General features: G+C 31.8%; 23 protein-coding genes. 16 read left to right on the top strand and 7 right to left on the bottom strand.

All coding sequences use genetic code 11. The annotated features are described in order from the left end of the window. Window positions 1–414: 414 nt before the first annotated feature. The 12 genes from Q0Q99_RS07250 to Q0Q99_RS07195 all read left to right on the top strand — a co-directional run bounded on the left by Q0Q99_RS07250 (window position 415) and on the right by Q0Q99_RS07195 (window position 10,574). Window positions 415–1,872, top strand: a complete 1,458-nt coding sequence (locus Q0Q99_RS07250; protein WP_293893608.1) for a hypothetical protein — start codon at window positions 415–417, stop codon at window positions 1,870–1,872. A gap of 12 nt (window positions 1,873–1,884) precedes the next feature. Continuing rightward, on the top strand, window positions 1,885–2,484 hold the full coding sequence (locus Q0Q99_RS07245) for a DUF6705 family protein (RefSeq protein ID WP_293893605.1): 600 nt from the start codon (window positions 1,885–1,887) through the stop codon (window positions 2,482–2,484). 106 nt (window positions 2,485–2,590) lie between these two features. Further along, window positions 2,591–3,313, top strand: coding sequence for a hypothetical protein (locus Q0Q99_RS07240; protein WP_293893602.1), 723 nt, complete (start codon window positions 2,591–2,593; stop codon window positions 3,311–3,313). 435 nt (window positions 3,314–3,748) lie between these two features. After that, window positions 3,749–4,366, top strand: a complete 618-nt coding sequence (locus tag Q0Q99_RS07235) for a WG repeat-containing protein (protein ID WP_293893599.1) — start codon at window positions 3,749–3,751, stop codon at window positions 4,364–4,366. 533 nt (window positions 4,367–4,899) lie between these two features. Continuing rightward, window positions 4,900–5,079, top strand: coding sequence for a hypothetical protein (locus tag Q0Q99_RS07230; protein ID WP_293893596.1), 180 nt, complete (start codon window positions 4,900–4,902; stop codon window positions 5,077–5,079). A gap of 23 nt (window positions 5,080–5,102) precedes the next feature. Further along, entirely contained in the window at window positions 5,103–5,711 is a 609-nt protein-coding gene (locus Q0Q99_RS07225) for a T9SS type A sorting domain-containing protein (RefSeq protein WP_293893593.1), read from the top strand. Window positions 5,712–5,972: 261 nt separating this feature from the next. Continuing rightward, the gene (locus Q0Q99_RS07220) at window positions 5,973–6,281 is read left to right on the top strand and encodes a helix-turn-helix transcriptional regulator (RefSeq protein ID WP_293893590.1); all 309 of its coding nucleotides are present in this window, start codon (window positions 5,973–5,975) and stop codon (window positions 6,279–6,281) included. Next, entirely contained in the window at window positions 6,271–7,557 is a 1,287-nt protein-coding gene (dcm, locus tag Q0Q99_RS07215) for a DNA (cytosine-5-)-methyltransferase (RefSeq protein WP_293893587.1), read from the top strand. The genes Q0Q99_RS07220 and dcm overlap by 11 nt, the downstream gene beginning before the upstream one ends. Further along, window positions 7,541–8,941, top strand: coding sequence for a Sau3AI family type II restriction endonuclease (locus Q0Q99_RS07210; protein WP_293893584.1), 1,401 nt, complete (start codon window positions 7,541–7,543; stop codon window positions 8,939–8,941). The genes dcm and Q0Q99_RS07210 overlap by 17 nt, the downstream gene beginning before the upstream one ends. 184 nt (window positions 8,942–9,125) lie before the next feature. Beyond that, window positions 9,126–9,554 carry a hypothetical protein gene (locus tag Q0Q99_RS07205; RefSeq protein WP_293893582.1) on the top strand — a complete coding sequence of 143 codons (429 nt, stop codon included), beginning with the start codon at window positions 9,126–9,128 and terminating at the stop codon, window positions 9,552–9,554. Window positions 9,555–9,565: 11 nt separating this feature from the next. Then, window positions 9,566–10,147 (top strand): hypothetical protein, encoded by a 582-nt coding sequence (locus Q0Q99_RS07200; RefSeq protein ID WP_293893580.1) that lies wholly within the window; start codon window positions 9,566–9,568, stop codon window positions 10,145–10,147. Between the two features lie 190 nt (window positions 10,148–10,337). Next, window positions 10,338–10,574: a DUF262 domain-containing protein gene (locus tag Q0Q99_RS07195; RefSeq protein ID WP_293893578.1), complete on the top strand. Its 237-nt coding sequence runs from the start codon at window positions 10,338–10,340 to the stop codon at window positions 10,572–10,574. Between the two features lie 403 nt (window positions 10,575–10,977). Here the strand turns inward: Q0Q99_RS07195 and Q0Q99_RS07190 are convergent, their stop codons facing one another. The 7 genes from Q0Q99_RS07190 to Q0Q99_RS07160 all read right to left on the bottom strand — a co-directional run bounded on the left by Q0Q99_RS07190 (window position 10,978) and on the right by Q0Q99_RS07160 (window position 17,018). Beyond that, window positions 10,978–11,703 carry a hypothetical protein gene (locus Q0Q99_RS07190; protein ID WP_293893575.1) on the bottom strand — a complete coding sequence of 242 codons (726 nt, stop codon included), beginning with the start codon at window positions 11,701–11,703 and terminating at the stop codon, window positions 10,978–10,980. Between the two features lie 78 nt (window positions 11,704–11,781). After that, window positions 11,782–12,981: a hypothetical protein gene (locus Q0Q99_RS07185; RefSeq protein WP_293893572.1), complete on the bottom strand. Its 1,200-nt coding sequence runs from the start codon at window positions 12,979–12,981 to the stop codon at window positions 11,782–11,784. Then, on the bottom strand, window positions 12,978–13,568 hold the full coding sequence (locus Q0Q99_RS07180; RefSeq protein ID WP_293893570.1) for a ferric reductase-like transmembrane domain-containing protein: 591 nt from the start codon (window positions 13,566–13,568) through the stop codon (window positions 12,978–12,980). Before Q0Q99_RS07180 ends, Q0Q99_RS07185 begins: the two co-directional genes overlap by 4 nt. Before the next feature lie 636 nt (window positions 13,569–14,204). Continuing rightward, entirely contained in the window at window positions 14,205–14,435 is a 231-nt protein-coding gene (locus tag Q0Q99_RS07175) for a hypothetical protein (RefSeq protein WP_293893568.1), read from the bottom strand. A 70-nt stretch (window positions 14,436–14,505) separates the two neighbouring features. Further along, a complete protein-coding gene (locus tag Q0Q99_RS07170; protein ID WP_293893566.1) occupies window positions 14,506–14,736 on the bottom strand; it encodes a hypothetical protein in 231 nt (76 codons plus the stop codon). Window positions 14,737–14,765: 29 nt separating this feature from the next. After that, window positions 14,766–14,957: a hypothetical protein gene (locus Q0Q99_RS07165; protein WP_293893564.1), complete on the bottom strand. Its 192-nt coding sequence runs from the start codon at window positions 14,955–14,957 to the stop codon at window positions 14,766–14,768. A gap of 222 nt (window positions 14,958–15,179) precedes the next feature. Then, on the bottom strand, window positions 15,180–17,018 hold the full coding sequence (locus Q0Q99_RS07160) for a DUF262 domain-containing protein (protein ID WP_293893611.1): 1,839 nt from the start codon (window positions 17,016–17,018) through the stop codon (window positions 15,180–15,182). 198 nt (window positions 17,019–17,216) lie between these two features. Between Q0Q99_RS07160 and Q0Q99_RS07155 the strand changes: the two genes are divergently transcribed. The 4 genes from Q0Q99_RS07155 to fic all read left to right on the top strand — a co-directional run bounded on the left by Q0Q99_RS07155 (window position 17,217) and on the right by fic (window position 20,512). Beyond that, window positions 17,217–18,677 carry a hypothetical protein gene (locus Q0Q99_RS07155; RefSeq protein ID WP_293893561.1) on the top strand — a complete coding sequence of 487 codons (1,461 nt, stop codon included), beginning with the start codon at window positions 17,217–17,219 and terminating at the stop codon, window positions 18,675–18,677. Window positions 18,678–18,887: 210 nt separating this feature from the next. Beyond that, complete coding sequence (locus Q0Q99_RS07150) at window positions 18,888–19,295, top strand: hypothetical protein (RefSeq protein WP_293893558.1); 408 nt, start codon at window positions 18,888–18,890, stop codon at window positions 19,293–19,295. After that, the gene (locus Q0Q99_RS07145) at window positions 19,288–19,800 is read left to right on the top strand and encodes an integrase core domain-containing protein (protein WP_293893555.1); all 513 of its coding nucleotides are present in this window, start codon (window positions 19,288–19,290) and stop codon (window positions 19,798–19,800) included. The genes Q0Q99_RS07150 and Q0Q99_RS07145 overlap by 8 nt, the downstream gene beginning before the upstream one ends. A 157-nt stretch (window positions 19,801–19,957) precedes the next feature. Further along, window positions 19,958–20,512, top strand: coding sequence for a protein adenylyltransferase Fic (fic, locus tag Q0Q99_RS07140; protein WP_293893552.1), 555 nt, complete (start codon window positions 19,958–19,960; stop codon window positions 20,510–20,512). The last annotated feature ends 7 nt before the right edge of the window (window positions 20,513–20,519 follow it).

Raw genomic sequence — 20,519 nt, 5'->3', positions numbered from 1 at the left:
CACATAACAGCCGTTTCTCGCAATTGCGAATTTTGTGGTAAGTTCACGTTCACGTTTCGCAAGAAATATTATCTTAGTGGAAAATAATTCGTTCCGAAGTTCGCAACTGACGAGAAGCGGCGGAACGTTATGCCTCATTGTAAAAAGACAACGTGCAAAAAAAGACGTTCAATTGTTTTTCTTTAACACTTTTAACCTACATTTGAATTACAGATTATCAAAAAGTTAAATAAGACAAATACCACTTCTAGTCTTGGTTAGCAACTATAACACTGTAGTGAGTGTTATAGAAATCTTTTTTTCATAATTACATTCAAAAGATTCCTTATAAAAGGGAACTAATAAATCCTTTTACGCCCATCTTATGCAAAATGAAGATGCAAAAAATAATATTAACTTTAAAACCATATAATTATGAAAAAAAACAAATCGCAATTCTACCAATTACTCATTAGTTTGATCTGTCTTTTTCTTATTGGCATTACTTTTAGTAGTTGCGAAGCGGAAAAAGATGTTGCAAAAGACAATAAAATCATTGTCAAAAAATGTTCTATGAAGGATTTTAAGTTGCGTTCAGACATTAAACTCAACGAAGCCGCAAACTATTTAAATCGCTTACAAGCTGAAAGTTTGCAACAAAATGCTAATTCCAAATTAGTCTATGATGAAAATTCAGGACTATTCTATGATGATGAAAAAGGCATCTATATTTCAAAAGACGGAAAAGAATCCTACACTTTCCCTATAATTCAATCTGATAGCACGGTAAAAATTAAAAACATTACGTTCAATAAAAACACCAGTAATGCTTATGATGTTTATATTGTTAACTATGATTATACTAAAGAGGATTTAAGCAATTATACAAAAGAGGAATTAAATCAACGGGAAATAAAATACCAAGCTTTATTAAAAAACGGAGTGGAATATCCTGTTGAGGCACAATCGTTTGTTTGTATTGATATAACTATAGTAATTACATGGATTGAGGAACACCCAAATGAACCTGCAGATTTAGAATGCACTGATATAATTACATCACACGAATGCGTATTTAATAGTGGCGGTATAAGTAGTGGAAATAATGGAACGGGTAGCGAAAATGGCAGTGGAAGTTCTCAAGATAATAGTATTACAACTACTCCAATTGATGATGGCTTATTAGTTTTACCGCCAACCTCAAAAAGTCCTTGTAGAGATTTAGCAGATTTATCTAAACCTAATTCTGGCGATATGAAACCCGAAATAAATTGGTTAAAAACCAAACTAGATGAAACAAAAGAATTTGGTGTTGAAGTTGAAAAATCTCCCAACCCAAATCCTGATGGAACATATAACTACCCTAAAACAGAAAAAGAAAGTGACGAAAGTAATCATGTTGAATTATCATTTGGCGAATATGTTATTGGTGCAGCACACTGTCATCCTTCAAATATAACTTATGCAATACCATCATTTGGAGATTTAAAATGGTTAAAAGATTGTGTATCACACGTTCCCCCTTTCCGTCAAAAAGATGTTTTCACAATGATAGTCTGTAAAGATGCAGCTGGAATAATAAATACATATGCAATTAAAATAACTAACCTTTTAGCTTTTACAACTAAAGTTAATGATATATGGAATAGCCCTAAATATTCAGGGAAATCTGAAAAGCAAAAAATTGAAGCAATCCTTAATAAGCAAGCAAAAAAATATAAAAGCACGAATAATCAAACTCCCTTATTAGAAAAAACATTTTTAGAAGAGTTCTCAGAATTTGGTATTGATATTCTCAAAGCTACAGATGACAACCTTGATAATTGGGAAACATTAAAATTAGACAGTAGTCAACCATCAGGAGTAAAATCAGTACCTTGCACTAACAATTAAAAAAATACAATTATGAAAAATATAATAAAATTATTATTTCTTTTTACAATAACAGTAAGTTGTAAAGCACAAACTATTGATATACAAAATGACAATGGTGATGAAATACATGGAGCATATTATAAAGATATTCAAAATGTTTTAGACCCATTTGTAGGCACTTATATTTATACTGATGGTACAACATCTCTAAAAATAGTATTGCAGAAAAAAATAATGTCTTCAATGAATAACTATTATTACGAAGATTTAATAGTTGGCGAATATCAATATATAAAAAATGGTACTGAAATAGCAAATACATTAAGTAGGTTAGCAATTAACAGAGCCGATGGAACAAATTATTCAATTCATGGTAATAACATCATTACCAATTCAAGTGGTATTTGCCCAGAATGTGCACCAAATGAGAAAGCAATATCTTTAGGTTTTGTAGATGATTTAACAGATAATGTGACAGATTCTTTTATAGTAAGAAGAGTTATTGAAGGTGGACAACCAGCAATAAAAATAATTATTCTCTGGGCAATATCTGGTCATTTAAAAGGCACACCATCATCTCCAGAACCAAATATTCCTGGTGGGTACTATACTTTAATCAAACAGCCTTAAATAAAAAGCAGTTTTGGCTTCGCCAAAACTGCTTTTTATTTCCTACATTTTTATTTCATAAGAAAAATTTATTATTTTTGAATATAACTTCTTAAAAATAAATCTTATGTCGAACTCCATTCCTAGAAAGTACAAAACTAAAGATGTAGAAATGCTAACCGCAACAGCTACAATTATCGAAAACGCAATCGCCAACAAAACATTACTACAATCTAAAAGAACAACTTGGGCTGACCCATTTTTTGAAGATTTAAAAACAAATATTGAAAATACAACCAATACTTATTTGGGGAAAGATGCAGCAAAAGATATGCGGAAAGCTACCCAAATTGTTCTAAGTATTCAGGCACAGGCACTAAATGACCTTGCCGAATTTAAAGTACAAATTGAACAAGACTTTAAAGCCAATCCCACACAAAAAACAGAAATCCTTACGCAACTCGGTTTCACAACCTATCATAAGTTAGCACAGAATGGAGACCAAGAAGGCTTAGTCAATTTGTTGTTCCAATTTAAAACCAATATGGATGCAACCCTAAATGCCGAAATCATTGCAAAAGGAACAGCACAAGTAACAATTGACAACATAATTGGATATGCAGACACTTTAAAAAATGCCAATATCAGTCAGGAAACATACAAAGGAACACGCCAAGAAATAACGGACGAAGCAATACAAGCATTCAACGGAATCTACGACCAAGTGATAAGCATAGCCAAAATCTCAAGCAATTTTTATAAAACCGACAAAAAGAAACAACAACTTTTTAGCTTTGCCAAAGTAGTTTCAAACCAAAATAGCCAACCACCAAAGGAAGAGAAAAAATAATAGCTACACGGAAACTCAACACGACCTTACGGAAGTATAATATTCAATTGCGGAAGCTTTATCTCGACACACGGAAGAAAAATATTGACAGGCGGAAGTTTTATTCTGGTACAGGGAAGTTAGATATTGAAGGGCGGAAGCGATACCTTGAGATATGGAAATTAAATATTGATGCACGGAAGTTAAATATTGACAGAGGGAAGCTTAACCAAAACATACGGAAGAGAAAATGATAGGCGGAAGAAAAACAAGAGGCGGAAAAAAGTAAAAACGGGCTACCTATAACAGCCGTTTCTCGCAATTGCGAATTTAGTTGTAAGTTCACGTTCACATTTCGCAAGAATTTTTATCTTTAACAGAAAATAATTCGTTCCGAAGTTCGCAACTGACGAGAAGCGGCGGAACGTTGGCAGTAATACTCCGAAAAATCGTAAAATGAGACATTTAACTTATCTATTTTCACTTTTAATTTCACTGAATTGTATTGGACAAACAAAGTTCAAAATAAAAGAAGTAGAAACTAAAAATTGGAAGTCAATTTATTATTTGGTTAATGAAAAAGGAGAAACAATAAAAGAGCTGGACACAGCAAAATATGTCATTTCATTGAATGATGATAAATACAAATACTTTGCTATTTTCATGATCAAAGGAGAAAGAGGTTGGTCAGCAATTGACATTAATGAAAAGATTTTATTCAAAGTCTATAACACAAGTTATGGAGAACCTACTCCTGATGAAATAATTGACAACAAAATTAGAATTGTCGATGAGAATGATAAAATTGGATTTGCAGATTATAAAGGGAAAATTATCATAAAACCTAAATTTGAAATAGCATCTTCATTTTATAAAGGGAAAGCAATTATTGGAGAAAGTTGTGAAAAAAAACCATGGGAATTGGCAGAAGAAGCAAATCATAGTGATTGCCACCACTACTCCATTGAATGTAAAAAATATGGTTACATAAATGATAGAGGAGAAATCTTAGAGATTGGAGATTACAAGGTTGAAGAAATACAGAAGAAAATAAAATGGAAAGCTCCAGAATAAAAAGTACTACTGCCAACAGCCGTTTCTCGCAATTGCGAATTTTGTGGTAAATTCACGCTTCCATTTCGCAAGAAATATTATCTTAGTGGAAAATAATTCGTTCCGAAGTTCGCCACTGCGTGAAGCGGCGGAACGTTATAAGCTAGCTTCTCAAAAATTTTGCGGTAAAGGAAATTCACGTTATAAGAAACCGAAAAAGTAGCTTTGAAACTAACTTTTCAGAAAATGAACAAGACACCCGCCAAAATGAACAAGCCTTCCGCCAAAGTGAAATAAGCATCCGCTGAAGTAGAATAAGCAATGTCCAAATCGAACAAAGCTTCGGCGCAATCGAACTAAGCTTTGGCTCAACTGAACAAGACACTGGCGCAATCGAAATAAGCATAGTCCAAAGTAAACAAGACAATGTCCTAATCGAACAAGGCTTGGGCGCAATCGAACAAGACAATGTCTCAACGAAACAAAGCTTGGGCGAAAGTGAAACAGAAAGTGTATAATAGAAAATAATTGGAAGTGAAATATGAAACTTACCAATGGGAATACGAAGCCAGCTTATAACAGCTGTTTGGCGCAATGGCTGGTTCCGATTTTCCTTAGACGGAAAATCGAAAGCCGGAAAACTTTCTTATATTTACACCAACACGTTCAACTTGTCGCCACTGACGCCAAGCAGCGAAACGTTGGCAGAAACCGTCGAGCTACACAGAACATAGAAAACACATAAACAATAACCATTATGAAAAAAATTATAACTTTAATTATATCTCTTGCCTTTTTAATTAGTAACGGTCAATGTCCTGCACCGTCAAATATTGCATTATTAGATAATGTAGAATTAAGTTGGACTGAAAACGGTACCGCAACTGCTTGGGAAGTTGCAGTTATACCTAATTTTAGCGTAGGCGACGCATTGCCTACATTTGGAATAATTACTTCAACAACTACATTTTATATAACAGATTTGCCTCAATCTACTGATTGTTATGCATATTTTGTCCGATCAATTTGTTCTCCTACAAATGTTAGTCCTTGGGCAGCAACTGGTTCTTCGGTTTGCTCAGTAGTAGCATATAATTATCTTATTACTTTATCTAATGATAATTTCATATCAAATTCAAACAACAATAGACTACAAATTGTTCCAAATCCAACAAAAAATGTTATCCAGATAAAAAATAATGCAGAAATTGAAAAAATAACAATATTTGATTCATTTGGAAAGGAAGTTTTGACGCAAATCCAAAACATTAATGAAATTGATGTAGAAAATCTTTCTGAGGGAATTTACCTAATGGAAATTCAGATAGAAAATGAAAAAGTTTATAAAAAATTCATCAAGGAATAATTGCAAACCTAAAAACGGCATCTGCCAACAGCCGTTTCTCGCAATTGCGAATTTTGTTGTAAGTTCACGTTAACGTTTCGCAAGAAGTTTTATCTTTAACAGAAAATATAAAGTTCCGAAGTTCGCAACTGACGAGAAGCGCCGAAACGTTGTGTGAAATGCCTTGCGAGACGCTGAAAAAACTGCATCTAACAAAATAATCTTTAAAAAAATTGTTTCTAAAATTAATTTGACTATTTTTGTCAAAACAAATTTTGTCTTATGGAAACATTTGGAGATATTATCAAAATTGAACGAGAAAACAAAGGACTTTTGTTAAGACAAGTTGCATCTGCACTTGACATTGACCAAGCAATTGTCAGTAAATTTGAACGTGGCGAAAGAAAACCATCGAAAGAACAAGTTGAAAAGTTTGCGGAATTTTACGATTTAGATAAAAATAAATTAATTACAAGCTGGTTAAGTGACCAAATTGCAAACACAATTTATTACGAAGAAAATATCGGAGAAGTCCTAAAAGTAGCAGAAGAGAAAGCAATTTACTTAAAAACTATTCACGATGGAAAATAAAATAAAAGTTGTAGAATTGTTTGCAGGAGTTGGCGGTTTCAGACTTGGTTTAGAAGGTTGGAATAATAAATCCTCATCATCTAATTATAAAGAAGAATTTGAAACTCCATACGAAGTTGTTTGGAGCAATCAATGGGAACCATCTACCAAAGTGCAACACGCTTCAATGGTTTATGAAAGCCGTTGGGAAAACTCAAAACATTCAAATAATGATATTTCAAGTGTAGAAATATCTGAAATTCCAGATCACGATTTGTTAGTTGGTGGTTTTCCTTGTCAAGATTACTCGGTTGCTACAACGCTAAAAAATTCAAAAGGATTGATAGGGAAAAAGGGTGTTTTGTGGTGGTCAATTCATAAAATATTAAGCGAAAAAGTAAACAAACCTAAATATTTATTTTTAGAAAATGTTGATAGACTTTTAATTTCTCCATCAGGACAACGTGGAAGAGATTTTGCAATTATTCTAAAAAGTTTAAATGAATTAGGATACGCAGTTGAATGGCGTGTTGTAAACGCTGCTGAATATGGAATGCCACAAAGAAGAAGAAGAATTTTTATTTTAGCATATTCCCGAAATTCAACAATTTATAACGAAATTAAAGAAACTAATTCAAACGATTGGTTGCTTAAAGATGGAACATTGGCGAATGCTTTTCCTGTTCAATCAGATAATATTTTATTTCCAAATGAATTCCAATTGAAAGGAGATATTGTTGAAATTTCAGAAAATTTCAACAAAAATGGAAAAACAGGAATGTTTGAAAATACAGGAATTATGATTGATGGAATTGTAACTACAATAAAAACTAAACCAAGTTACGAAGACAAATTTACAATCCTAAAAGATATAATTCAAAATGGAGAAGTAACCGAGGAGTTTTATATAAACGAAGAAGATTTGGATAAATGGTTTTACTTAAAAGGTGCAAAAAAAGAAATGAGAAAAAATTCTCAAGGTTTTGAATACAATTATAGTGAAGGTGGAATGATTTTTCCAGATCCGTTAGAAAAACCATCAAGAACAATAATTACAGGCGAAGGCGGAAAATCTGCTTCGAGATTTAAACACGTAATAAAAACAGCAAAAGGTTATAGAAGATTATCGCCAGTTGAACTTGAAAGATTAAATATGTTTCCAGATAATCACACAAAATTTGACGGAGTTACCGACACAAAACGTGCTTTTTTTATGGGAAATGCTTTGGTTGTTGGAGTAATAGAAAAAATTGGAATTGCTTTAACTCAAAAAATAAATAATGAAGTTACAGTATAATCCAAGCGACAAAAACTCTGTAATCGAGTATGCAAAAAAGTTAAAAGGTAAATCTTTAAGACAAGTTTGCGACTCAAAAGTTTTGGAGCACTCATATTCAGGAAAAGGAAACTTTGGTCAAGTTTTAGAGAAATTCTATTTTGGTTATGAACCAAATTCTTTGGCGGAAGCTGATTTTGCACAAATTGGAATGGAATTAAAATCTTCTCCATTAAAGCAACTGAAAAATGACGAATTTCGCTCTAAAGAGCGATTAGTTTTGAACATCATTAACTACGTTAATGTTGTTAATCAGAATTTTGAAAATAGTGATTTTTTCAAAAAGAATGCAAGCATTCTTTTGATTTTCTATTTACATCAAGCGGGATTTGACATTTTAGATTATTTAATAAAACTTGTTGATGAATGGAGTTTTCCATCAACAGATTTAGAAATTATAAGGAAAGATTGGGAATTAATTACAAAAAAAATCGCTGAAGGAAAAGCACACGAACTTTCTGAAGGCGACACTTTTTATCTTGGTGCTTGCACCAAAGGTGCAACTGCTTTGTCTGTTAGAAAACAACCATTTAGCGAAATTCCAGCAAAACAAAGAGCATATTCTTTTAAGCAAGGATATGTAAATCATATCATTGCATCAATTGCAAACGAAAGTAAAGGAATTTACGGAAAACTAATTCCTAACGCTCAAGTTGCTAAAAAACAAACAATTGAAGAAATTGTAGTTTCAAAATTCAAACTATTTTACGGAAAAACAGAGGAAGAAATTATAAAAATTCTGAAAATTGACATAAACATAAAAGCAAAAAGTTTTTACGCAAATTTGACAAAAGCAATTCTTGGGATTGAACTTGATAAAGAAATCGAAGAGTTTGAAAAAGCAGAAATTATTGTAAAAACCGTGCGTTTAAAAGAAAATGATTTGCCAAAAGAAGACATTTCGTTTCCGAATTTTAAGTATAAAGAAATTGTTAATCAAGAGTGGGAAGATTCTGATTTCAAAGACATTTTGGAACATAAATTTCTATTTGTATTCTTTCAATTTGAGAACGAAAAACTTATTTTAAGAAAAGTTAAATTTTGGAATATACCATATTTGGACTTAATCGAAGTTGAAAAAGTTTGGACAAAAACAAAACAAATTGTTGCAAAAGGCGAAATCGTAAAAGAAATAAAAACTAATAAAAAAGGCAAGGAAATTCGTTTCACGAATTTTCCCAGCAAGAAATTTAGTTCAATTTCTCACGTTCGTCCTCACGCAAAAGATGCTTCTGATACTTTTGAATTGCCGAAAAAAGACAAATTAACAAAACAAAATGAATACACAAAGCATTGTTTTTGGCTGAATAATACTTACGTTAAAAATGAAATATATCTTAAATAATGGCACTTCACACAACAGCGGTTTCACAAAATGGCGAAATTTGTGGTAAAATCACGTTTATTTTCCGCAAGAAATTTTATCTTTAACAGAAAATAATCGGTTACGAAGTTCGCCACTTCGTGAAGCCACGGGACGTTGTGTGCTATTTTCGAGCGACAGAAAACCGACCATAAACAAAAAAAAGATGACTTTTGAAATCATTAAAAATTGGATAATAGAAAATAAAGATTCACTAATTGTAGAATTGGTAATGTTTTGTTTTTTTTGGTTAAGTGGAAAAATGTTTTTAATTGGCAGAAAATTACCCGAATTGATTAAAAAATCATCAAAATATAAAATAGTAAAATATTTTGAATTTGGACTTTTATATATTTTACCAATAGTGTTTATTCTAATTTCAATAAACGATGATACAACAAAACTTTCATATAAAAATATCTGCATTTTTATTGTTATCTGCGTAACATTCATATTTAATATATTAATGAATAAAATAATTGGGATTTATGATATGATAAAGCAATTAACGAATATAAGTTCTAATAAACTAAAAATGATAGATGAAGAATTTGCAGTTGTTCATCAAAGAATTGAAAACTTAAAAAACAACTAAAATAAACAAAAATGAAAATTAAATTTTTAACCTTAACATTCTTATTGTCAATAACATATTCTTTTTCGCAAGTTAAAGTAAATAGCAATAATATTTGGACAGCTAAAGAATTTAGTAAAGAAATATCACTCTTTAAATCCAAAGAATTTTTATTTAAAAATGTTTTAGGTACTACTGAACAAATAGTTCCTTTTGAAGTTATTCCACTTGCTGCGGCAAGTTCAGGGGAACTTACAACTTTGTTATATAAATGTGAAGCGAAACAAAAAGAAGGTTTAATTTTAGGTTTTTATGGTGACTATTGGAACGAAGCTGGTGTTTTGTATCAAGGTTATTCATTCAAGAATCTCGAAAAAGAAAAAGCAATTGAGTTTTTAAATAAAATTGTGACTTCGATTGAAGAAAATAAAAAATTCTTAAATGAAAATGGTGATAACAACAATATCTATTTCAAATATGACGATATGGATGTTTTAATTTGGACAAATATGGGAAGTTATACGATAAGAATTTTTTGGCAAGGATTTGATTCTACTTGGGAGGAAACGGCTTTTGCACGTTCAAAAAGAAGATTTGAAAAGAAAATTAAATAAAAAAACAGCACACAACAGCCGTTTCTCGCAATTGCGAATTTTGTTATAAGTTCACGTTTACGTTTCGCAATAATTTTTATCTTTAACGGAAAATAATCCGTTCCGAAGTTCGCAACTGACGAGAAGCGGCGGAACGTTAGCAAACAGTTTCTACGGAAGTCGTAAACAAACAGACAGACAGAAATAAAATATGAAAGCAAACGAAACCAAAGTAGATAAATTCTTAGCGACAAATGAAACAACATTTGCCATTCCTGTTTATCAGAGAAATTACGACTGGACACTTTTTCAATGTAAACAGCTACTTCACGACATTATCGAAACGGGTAAAAACGACAAGACAAATGCTCACTTTATTGGGAGTATAGTTTATGTTCACGATGACGTTTACACAGCATCAGGCTTAACGGAATTGGCGGTTCGATAATATGGGCACACAACGTTCCGCCGCTTGGCGAGGTTGCGAACTTCGTAACCGTTTATTTTCCACTAATATAATACTTCTTGCGAAACGGAAGCGTGAACTTAATACAAAATTCGCAATCTTGCCAAACGGCTGTTATATGATGCCCGCTTTTTTTATTTAGCTTCTTTATCTGTTTCGCTCTTCCACTTTCTGTTTTGGACTTCGTTTATTTCACTCGGGACATAGCTTTGTTTAGTTCGGACATTGTCTTGTTTGATTGAACCCAAGCCTTGTTCGATTTGGACATTGTCTTGTTTATTTTGGACTATGCTTATTTCGATTGTGCCTGTGTCTTGTTTAGTCGAGCCAAAGCCTTGTTCGATTGCGCCAAGGCTTTGTTCGATTTGGACATTGCTTATTCGGTTTAGCGTTTTTTGAATTTTATTTTTGAGATAGCTTTGTATTGTGCTGAACTCGCATCAAGGATTGTGAATAGGTAATCTTTGGCTTTGTTAGCAGTATCTACAAGGTTATCTTCTGAATTGTATAGTGTTGTGTTTCTTGTGCTACGAGCATTGTTTAAAGGTATGAAAGTGTCTGCAACGGCTTGGGTTTTAACCAGCATAGAAGCTTTTTTGGCTTGGTAGGTTGCGATTTTATATTCGTTTTCGTTTGGGTTATAATTTGGTGTGTTTTGTAATAATGAGATTAACAAATCCATTGTGTTTGTACGTTGGTCGTAACTCATTTGTGAAGTTGAATAGCTGTCTTGTTCATCTTTCGGGTCGGTTGAGGGATTATCTTTTGATTTTTTAATCCCTTTCAGTTTACGAATGATTGTCATAAAATCTTCAAGTTGCACTTGTGTAACTCCCTCTGTTGCTTTGTAGGCTTTTCGGAGTTTGGTTAATTCACGGTTTAAAGGCTTGAAGATTACTTCTCTTTCATCTACCGCAACAGAGTAGGGTGCAACCAGATTATTTACACTCGCTTGTTGGGTAAAAGATGTTGTGTAGATGGTTTGTAAATTTGGTAAAAGTAATTTTGGATTACTTGGGTTGTATGTTGCGCCCAAAGCAATAATGTTAGTGTTTAATAAATTTAGGTTTGCAATGTTTTTTGCGTGTCCTACTTCGGATGTTGATGCCATAATAAGTTGGTTTTGAATTAATAGTAAACCAAAAATAGCAAAAAAATATTTGTAAGATTTATTTTCTAACGATTAAATTTAAAATCGTAAATATCTTGTTGCGTTTACTCGAATTCCAAATCTGAATTCGTCGAATTGATTTTGTAATGTTGTGATTGTGGTTTGTGAACCTTTTAATGAATGATGTGCGTATTCGACATGGAAATTGATTAACTTATTTGTGAAAGGTAAATTATAATTAACTCCTAATCTTAGTGCTTGTTCTGTTGCGTTTTCTATTTGATTATTTAGTGTAACTAAATCATATCGTACAAACGGAACTAAATCGCCCATTTTAGTATTCTCAAATACTTGAAATTGTATTTGTCCGTAACCGCCTGAAACATTTAAGTTTTGGTTGGAGTAATTAGAATATATTGCTTCATATTCTAATGTATAATAATGACTTCCGATTTTGTTTGTATAATCTGCATTGTTTTCAAAAGTTAGTTTGTTTCCGGTTGCTGATGTATTACCAAGATTTTCATTGTTTATTGCCGAAAGTAGTGTGAAACTTTTGTTATTTATGTTGCGTGTATGGTCGATTGCAAAACCGATATTTAGTTTTTCAACACTTTTATCATTAGGTTGAATTAGTGCTTGTGTTATTTTGATTGCTAATGCATTCCAAAATTGAAAATTGGGTTGGTCTTGATTGAGCGAACCCCGATTGTCTTGCATCGATGCTTGTAAAAAAGTTTTTTTACTGATTTGTGATTGAATTTGAAATCCCCATTGTGTGCCAAAACTATTTGTGTTTCCGTGTTGTTCTAGTATTAAACTTCGGTTTATTGTTGGAAGATTACCTGACGACAAATTATCTTCTCGTGAAAGTATGCTAGTGTTTTCGCCAAACAATATTCTGAATTTATTTGGGTCATTTGTATTTTGAAAAGTTACAAATAAGTTTTCCAAAATTTTGAAGCGTTTACTATCTTGGAAGAAATTGTTATCCGTAAAATCAACTTCGTAAAATACCGTGGAACGGTATTTATTTCCGTTTATTTTGAATGGATAACTTGGTAATTGAAACTCCATTCCTTGCCGAGCTCTTCGCCACACAGGAAGTTGATTTGGTGAAAATAATCTTTCGGCAAATGCCCAAGTTGTCCATTGAAAATCATTTTTCTTGTACTGTAAGCCTGCATCGGGATTATAACTAAAATGCTTGATGCTGTCATTTTGCGCTATTGAATTAATGAAACACAAGAGCAACAATGATAAATATAAATTTTTCATTTTGCTTTTTTAGAGTTAATGTGGAATTTATATCTCATAAAAGTAGCCCCAATTAAAACAATTAGACAAAGTTCTGATACTAATTTTTCGGCATCAAAAATATCGACAGGGCGGTTTTTTAATAAGGGGTCCATTATTATTCCGTGAATTACAAATAGCATTGCCGTACCATAAGAAATAAGGTGTATGTTTTTCCAAGTGCGAAAACTCATTTTATCTCTCACTATTTTTTGGGTTGTTATGATAACCGTAACTATTGCAAACATTGAAAGTGTTCCAAAAGCAACAAATAGTTTTTGTGTTGGTGCGTTGATTGGAAAAATGATGTCAATGAGTTTGAATTTTGTTGAAGCATCAAATAGTAGTAATGTTGGATGCAGAACGACCAAAAATAAAGCGATGTAGGCTGTCCAATTATGAAAAACGAACAGATTAATGTTTTTGATTTTTTTGGGTAGCGTTTTCCAATACGTTTGACGTTTGTAGTTTGTGCTTAATAACATTCCTAAAAGGAAGTTGAAAGATAGCACGACTGTGGCGACTAATCCTGTAAACGAGGAAAGGTCTAAAAATGATATGTTTAGCATTTTAGTGTAATTTGATATTATAAATAAAATAGAATGTTTGTCACATAATTTATGTAACAGTAATTTTATTTATAATATCAAATTAATAGTGAAGAGTAAAGAATGTAACGCCTTTCGGGTGGTTCTGAATATTTATTAAGATTGTAGTTAGCTACATTTTCAGAAATATATTTTTGAGTTATAACTATTTCTGGTTTTGCGTAAAATAAAGTATCGTTTAATTGTTTTTGAGATTCAATTTTTGTTGTGCTTATATCTAAAGGAGATTGATAGATATAAATATGAGTTTCATTTTGAAAATTTTGCTTTTCTTCAATGTCTGAAAATTCAAATACTGTGTTTAAATAACAGCACGAAATTAGAGAAATGAAAAGTATTTTTAAGTTGAAAACCATTTAGTAAAGGTAAAGGTTTTTATTTTGTAATTGTTTTTTAAATAGTGGATTTTTGAGCAGTTTCTTTTCAACGTTCCGTGTAGCTCACGGGTTTCATATAACGTTCCGCCGCTTCTCGTCAGTTGCGAACTTCGGAACTTCTTATTTTCCGTTAAAGATAAAAATTCTTGCGAAACGTAAACGTGAACTTACCACAAAATTCGCAATTGCGAGAAACGGCTGTTACCAGCTGGCTTTATTATTATTTATCTACATAATTTTCAGGATTGTTTTTCAAACTCCAAATAATTTCATCCATAATTGCCGTTTGAATTTTCACATCAGGTCTTTCTCCGAAAAATTCGTCATAATTTGAATAGCCGACTTGTCTTTCGATGTATTGTGGAGCATTCCCTAAATATGCGATTTCAATTCTTTTATAAATTATTTTTGTTGTCTTTTCAATAAAGTTTATTTCAGCATATTTTCTCATCGAAGGGCTTCCATTTGAATAACTTCCTTCTTTTTTCCCAATATTATTTATCCAAATAATAACATTTGCTTTACTTAGTCCAATATGTATCGTATTTAGTTTCTTTTGCGATTATCTTAAAATCGAAACACACATTACCATTTTCATCACCTTTTCTAAATGATGGATTTATTCCAGTAATCAGAATATCTTTTTGTTCATTGTTTATTGAATAATTAAATCCTCTTTCCTTAATTATTTCAGGCAATTCGTTAATATATTTTTCATTCCAAATTTCTAAAAGTCTTTCTTGGATATTCATTAAATTTTTATTTTTAATTGTTCAAATTATTAAATTTTCTTAACCTCAAAATTTCCTGCACTTTTATATGATTTTGCTTGTGAATTAAATCCAAGTCTATCGATTTCATTTTCAATATCTTTCGCATCTGGAGTTGGAATGGTTGATGAAACAACTTGAAATTCATAACCTTTAGGCATATTTCCATAATTACCTTTTGCTATTAATTTGTAGACAGCCATATTTTAATTTTAAAAGTTTTTGTTTTCAATTTTTCGTTTAACGTTCTGATTTGCAGTTTTCTGCGGTAAACTTGCCCATAACGTTTTGCAGCTACAAGAAGTTGGGGATTTCGGAGCACAAAACTGTCAAGCCAGCACAAATGTTGATGCGAGGTTGGATGTTCAATTAACCACTGAACCCCCAATTTCTTGTAGGTGCTGTTATGCCTTCGCCCTTCTTTTCTAGTCAGCATATTTGATTGATAATTCGTCTTCAAATCCAAAAATTGTCAAGGCTTGTTTTATTCTGTCGAACTTGCCCATATTGTCAATGTTTGCTTCTATAAAATATGTTTCACTTATTGGAACTGCTTGTCTTAATCCATTCGCTTCAGGTGTTTTTGTCAAACTAAGTCGGTCGCCAATTTCTGATGTAAAAAAGGTTTCTGGTTGTAAGTCGAATAATTGTTTGAACACTTCAATATAAAGTTTTGCTACTTGTGTAACTTCAAGTTTTTGATTGAAGAAAATAGCATACTCTAACTTCTTGTGTTTTGGGTCTTCTGCATCAAAAATGTTTATTTCGTCATTAGTTGCTTCGAGTTCAATGTCAATTTTAGGAATTTCCCAAATATTAATAAAGCGTTCAGAAATAGTATTTGCTCGTTCTTCAATTTCTGTTTTATCCCATTTTGATTTTTCTTTCAAATCTCTGTTTAGCCACAGTCTGCTGAAAGTATAACCTTGCTCTTTGCCATCAACATTCATTACTTTCTTGTCAAGAAATGGCTTGTTACTTAATTTGCCGTTGTTGCCTGAGAGAGTAAGATTGCCGATTGTGTTGAGATAGTTTTCTTTTATCAAATTGTATTCGTCCGCACCTAATTCAATTTTCCATTTTGGGTCAGGGTTTTGCGGAAAAATATGTTCAATAGTTATGTCGGAATTTCCTTCAATTGCTACTGGTTCGTTGTTTTGAAAGTTTTCAAGTCGTTCTAATAAGTAGGTTCGGTTTTTAGGTTTAATGTTGTAAACATCTTTTTCTTTTAGTGCGTTTATCGTTTCTGTGTTTCTTGGGAAACGCTGAACACCTGACCTTTGAAGTAAAGATTTTTGAATTGAAAACAAATAATTGTTAGGCTCAACTTTGTCGTATAAGCCCATAAATATTTTATTAAGTGCATTGGTCGGCAAGCCTAAAATGAAACGTCTGAATGTGAATGATTGAACTGTCGATAAAACTGAAATAAAAGTTGCTTTATCAATTATGTCATTTGAAAAATCTTCATAAACCTTCATTAAGAAAGGAAACGCAACATTTATTTCTAACCTGTTGATGTATTCAAGTTGAATTCGTATTAGTTTGTCAGGTTCGTTTTTCGGGTTAGTTAGTTTATTGTAATACTTAACTAATGATTTTAATTCTGTGAGAACAAGCTCCAATTCGTCAATGGTGGAAGTTGGATATTTCTCTTTGAATTTTGCGTAAACGTCACCTTTGTTTGGTATTTCTTTGTTTTTAAGAGTTAAGTAATCACGAATGAATTCAGAAACACGAGTTTTATTCAATGTTTCATCCTTTGCGTTTTTCTCGATTACTTCCCAATAGCTTTTGTAAATTCTGTCTTGATTTGTTCTTGAAAGCCCCATTAGAATATAATTTCTAATAAGGTCGGCTTGTGATAATTCAAGACCGGTTGAATTCAGACTTTCAAAAATTCTTTGCGGATTATCTTTTTGTCTGTCAAGTGCAATATCAACGAAAATGAGTTTAGAAAGTCCACGCTGAATAACTTCAAAGTTCTCCGCATTAATTGCTGACCTGAAATAATCAAAATTTTCTATAATTTTTGAATAGCCTTTAAATTCTTCTCCATCTGTTGAATTTAGAATATGTCGAAGTGCTTCTTTATTATTTTCGGTTGGTTTTAATTTCAGCTTTTCTTCTTCGGGTGCAAATTCATTTATTAAATACGTTTTCTGAATTCGGTTAACTAGCATTTGGTTGTCAAGTTCCTTTGCAAGTCTGTAAAGTGCGATATAAATTAATGTGATAGTCGTAAGACGTTGCTGTCCGTCAATTATGGTTAATCGTAAAAAAAGAAGTACAATTTGTTTTTCTTTAACACTTTTAACTTACATTTGAAATAGCCAAATTTCTAAGCGTTCAAATAAGACAATACCACCTTGGTCTTTTGAACAGATTAAAATGCCATTTTATAATGGCAATCAATGTCAAAAAAATCTGTTACAAAACATTAATTTTAAACAACAAAAATTATGAAAGACCTATTTAAAAAAATTGCGAAGCCCTTATTGATTGTCTCACTTATTTTGCTTTTCAGTTGCGAAAAAGATTTGTATGAAGAGAAAATAAAAAAAGATTACAAATTTAAATATGAAACCTTAACTGGAACTAAAGCACAACAAATATTTGACAGAGTTAATAACAAAATCAGAATTAAAGGTTCTTCTATTGCAGGTAGTTATAATAGAGTAGTTATTACAGGTATTGGAACAATAGAATCTGACGAAGTGTTAAAAGTTATAGATAGTCTTGGAAAGGAAAATTACACCTTTAAGGTTTTACGACCGACAGATAATTACAAAGTTTTTTATAATTTACTCTTCCAAGAAAAAGATGGCTATTCAGTAGTTAAACTTTTTGAGTATACGATGACTGACGAATTTGCAGAAAAGTATAAATTAACTCAAGACTTTAAAGATTTTAAAGGAACAGTTTCTTACCTTGTTTTGTATAATGACACACCATGTCCTGATCCTGATTTGATAATTCATATAGGAGAAGTACCAACAATTACAACGCCTGGAGGTGGTGGAAATGACAACAACAACCCTCCTCCCGGAGGAGGGTGCTTAAATTGTGGCGATAATTTAGGTCATGGAACAGGTGGAAATGGTATAGTAGATTTGATTGCTGCTATGCTTTTTTCCGATACACCAAGAGACAATCCAGCAAGTGCTATTCATGTGCATTCGCCATATCCTCCGCCAGGTACTTCTAAAGTTTTTATGCGCTTTTTTGACCCAATTGGCACACCCACTCCTGAAGAACCTGAAACAGATCCATGCCCTATAAAAACTCAAATTGGTATTCTATCACCATATGATAAGTGTACACAATCATTTTTATCAGGTTTGGATAACGATTCAAGAATATGGCTATATGATAATTATGACCAATGCAATACGTTACAGAATTATATATATAAAAGCGACAATTGTAATGAAGCTAGCATTTTAGCGAAGGAAATTTTGGAGGATCTTATTTGGGAAAGCAAGCATGTTAATAGCACCGATTTAGAAGCGAATCCATGCACTAATAACGTGTATGGCCAAATGAAACAAACAAGATTAATGGCAAGATTGTTAAGAAATTTTTCTGGAGAAAAACCAATTGTTAATCTAGATTGGGATATTGCGAATTTAGGAACATGCTCTTCAACTAATTGTTTAAATGGTAGAACAACTTATCAACTTGGTGATACCTTTGCAAATATTGCTCTTAATTCAAATATGATTAGCTCTGCATCAAAAATTTGGATTGCAAAAACAATGCTACACGAATTAATCCATGCCGAAACAATTAGACTTCTTATTTCTGAAGGCGATGGAGATTTAATTCCAAATCCTAATGATTTTCCATCGCTATGGAACGCATATGTTAACAACATGAATAATCCAATCCAGATCATGAATACATGGCTAATTTTTATGTAACAAAAATGGTTACTGCTCTTCAAGAATATTGTACCGCCGCAAACATTTCCGTATCACCTGAAACGCTAACTGGTATATCTTGGTCAGGTCTACACAATACTACTGCATGGGGTAATCTACCACCAGCAACAAGACAAACTTATGCAAGCGTATGGAGTCAAGAATTAACTGCAGGCGGATGCCCTTAATTAAAATTTAAAATCTATTAATATGAAAACATTTATTTCAATACTAATAATTCTAATTTTCTCAACCGTACAATCCCAAAAAACTATATGTTTCAATGAAAAAGGAATAAAGGGAATAATATTTACAAAAGAGTATTTTGCCAATAATAAGCAAAGTTTTTCGCCTAGTATAAATGATATTAGAGAAATTGAAAAGCAAATAAAAATAAAAGGTGAAAACTTTTCTAATTATTACCGACAATATATTGGGCGAAATGTGGCTAAAAAAGAAATTATTGCTCAACTTCTACCCAAATCTAGAATTAAATCATACCATAACTGGAATAAGAGTTATATATATATTCAAGATGATACCGAAGTTAGATATATCTATTATGATTTAAAAACTAAAAAAATAAGCATTAAACCGAAAGAAAGTTTTGGTGGGTAATCTAAGACTAAATGGGAAAAATGCCTATTTAGCTTTAGTAACCGACGCCTATTCAAAACAAGTAATGGGCTTTCATATAGCAACCAATATGAAAGCTTCATTATCATTAGAGGCGCTTAAAATGGATTTGAAAAATAGAAAATATCCCCAAAGAAAACTAGTTCATCATTCCGACAGAGGATTCCATTACTGTTGGCCAGAATACGTCAAAATATTGCAAGACAATGATATCCTAGTAAGCATGACCGAACAATATGATCCTTATGAAAATGCGCTTGCAGAACGATTGAACAAAACCATGAAATATGAGTTTGGACTTAATCAAACTATTCCTAACAAAACAATTGCCCAGAAGATGGTAAGACGCGCTGTAAAGGTTTATAACACATTAAGACCACATGACAGCTTAAATGGAAGAACGCCTGTTAGCGTGCATTTAAATGCCGATATGCCATATAAATCTTATCGTAGGAATAAAGAAATTATTTATCTAAATTTGAATTGAAAACAGAGTAAAAAAATGTCAACCTATTTCAGGACGCTACACCGCGGAAATCAACACTATTAATTACTTCCAAAAAAAGTAAAGTCTTTTGAAGTAAATGACAATCATTTGAAGTATTTTTGACAATAAACATACAGATGTATAAATCTGATTTTATATGAAAAATATTGATAAAAATAGTTTAGAAAATGCATATCGTTTGTTCGAATCAAATGATATTGACAATATCGAAATTGGAACAACAAAAGGTCTTATGGAGATACATTATTATCTTTTTAATGGTTTATACGATTTTGCTGGAAAAGTGCGCAAACATAATATATCAAAAGGCGGCTTTAGATTTGCAAACGCTATATATTTAAACGAAATTTTGGTAAAAATTGAGCAAATGCCTGAGAACAATTTCGAAGAAATTATCTCAAAATACATTGAAATGAATATAGCTCATCCTTTTATGGAAGGTAACGGAAGAACAATGCGTATATGGCTCGATATGATTTTAAAAACAAGGATTGAAAAATTAGTGAATTGGCAATTTGTAGATAAATCACTTTACTTACAAGCTATGGAAAGAAGCCCAATTAATGGTTTGGAATTAAGAACTTTATTAAGTCAAAACTTAACTGACGAAATAAACAATAGAGAAGTTATTTTTAAAGGAATTGAACAGTCATACTATTATGAAGGATATGAAAAAGATGATGATGAATAGTAATTCC

Origin of the sequence: Flavobacterium sp., assembly GCF_025352425.1 — a bacterium.
In the GTDB taxonomy this organism is placed as follows: domain Bacteria; phylum Bacteroidota; class Bacteroidia; order Flavobacteriales; family Flavobacteriaceae; genus Flavobacterium.
This window is presented reverse-complemented; position numbering and strand designations above follow the sequence as displayed.

Bases quoted from the DNA above. Each gene is read 5' to 3' on its own strand.
- fic (WP_293893552.1), top strand. From the start codon at position 19,958: ATGAAAAATATTGATAAAAATAGTTTAGAAAATGCATATCGTTTGTTC.
- Q0Q99_RS07170 (WP_293893566.1), bottom strand. From the start codon at position 14,736: ATGAATATCCAAGAAAGACTTTTAGAAATTTGGAATGAAAAATATATT.
- Q0Q99_RS07220 (WP_293893590.1), top strand. From the start codon at position 5,973: ATGGAAACATTTGGAGATATTATCAAAATTGAACGAGAAAACAAAGGA.
- Q0Q99_RS07195 (WP_293893578.1), top strand. From the start codon at position 10,338: ATGAAAGCAAACGAAACCAAAGTAGATAAATTCTTAGCGACAAATGAA.
- Q0Q99_RS07200 (WP_293893580.1), top strand. From the start codon at position 9,566: ATGAAAATTAAATTTTTAACCTTAACATTCTTATTGTCAATAACATAT.
- Q0Q99_RS07225 (WP_293893593.1), top strand. From the start codon at position 5,103: ATGAAAAAAATTATAACTTTAATTATATCTCTTGCCTTTTTAATTAGT.
- Q0Q99_RS07210 (WP_293893584.1), top strand. From the start codon at position 7,541: ATGAAGTTACAGTATAATCCAAGCGACAAAAACTCTGTAATCGAGTAT.
- Q0Q99_RS07245 (WP_293893605.1), top strand. From the start codon at position 1,885: ATGAAAAATATAATAAAATTATTATTTCTTTTTACAATAACAGTAAGT.
- Q0Q99_RS07180 (WP_293893570.1), bottom strand. From the start codon at position 13,568: ATGCTAAACATATCATTTTTAGACCTTTCCTCGTTTACAGGATTAGTC.
- Q0Q99_RS07205 (WP_293893582.1), top strand. From the start codon at position 9,126: ATGACTTTTGAAATCATTAAAAATTGGATAATAGAAAATAAAGATTCA.
- dcm (WP_293893587.1), top strand. From the start codon at position 6,271: ATGGAAAATAAAATAAAAGTTGTAGAATTGTTTGCAGGAGTTGGCGGT.
- Q0Q99_RS07155 (WP_293893561.1), top strand. From the start codon at position 17,217: ATGAAAGACCTATTTAAAAAAATTGCGAAGCCCTTATTGATTGTCTCA.
- Q0Q99_RS07185 (WP_293893572.1), bottom strand. From the start codon at position 12,981: ATGAAAAATTTATATTTATCATTGTTGCTCTTGTGTTTCATTAATTCA.
- Q0Q99_RS07250 (WP_293893608.1), top strand. From the start codon at position 415: ATGAAAAAAAACAAATCGCAATTCTACCAATTACTCATTAGTTTGATC.
- Q0Q99_RS07190 (WP_293893575.1), bottom strand. From the start codon at position 11,703: ATGGCATCAACATCCGAAGTAGGACACGCAAAAAACATTGCAAACCTA.
- Q0Q99_RS07240 (WP_293893602.1), top strand. From the start codon at position 2,591: ATGTCGAACTCCATTCCTAGAAAGTACAAAACTAAAGATGTAGAAATG.
- Q0Q99_RS07165 (WP_293893564.1), bottom strand. From the start codon at position 14,957: ATGGCTGTCTACAAATTAATAGCAAAAGGTAATTATGGAAATATGCCT.
- Q0Q99_RS07150 (WP_293893558.1), top strand. From the start codon at position 18,888: ATGAAAACATTTATTTCAATACTAATAATTCTAATTTTCTCAACCGTA.
- Q0Q99_RS07175 (WP_293893568.1), bottom strand. From the start codon at position 14,435: ATGAGAAAATATGCTGAAATAAACTTTATTGAAAAGACAACAAAAATA.
- Q0Q99_RS07235 (WP_293893599.1), top strand. From the start codon at position 3,749: ATGAGACATTTAACTTATCTATTTTCACTTTTAATTTCACTGAATTGT.
- Q0Q99_RS07230 (WP_293893596.1), top strand. From the start codon at position 4,900: ATGGGAATACGAAGCCAGCTTATAACAGCTGTTTGGCGCAATGGCTGG.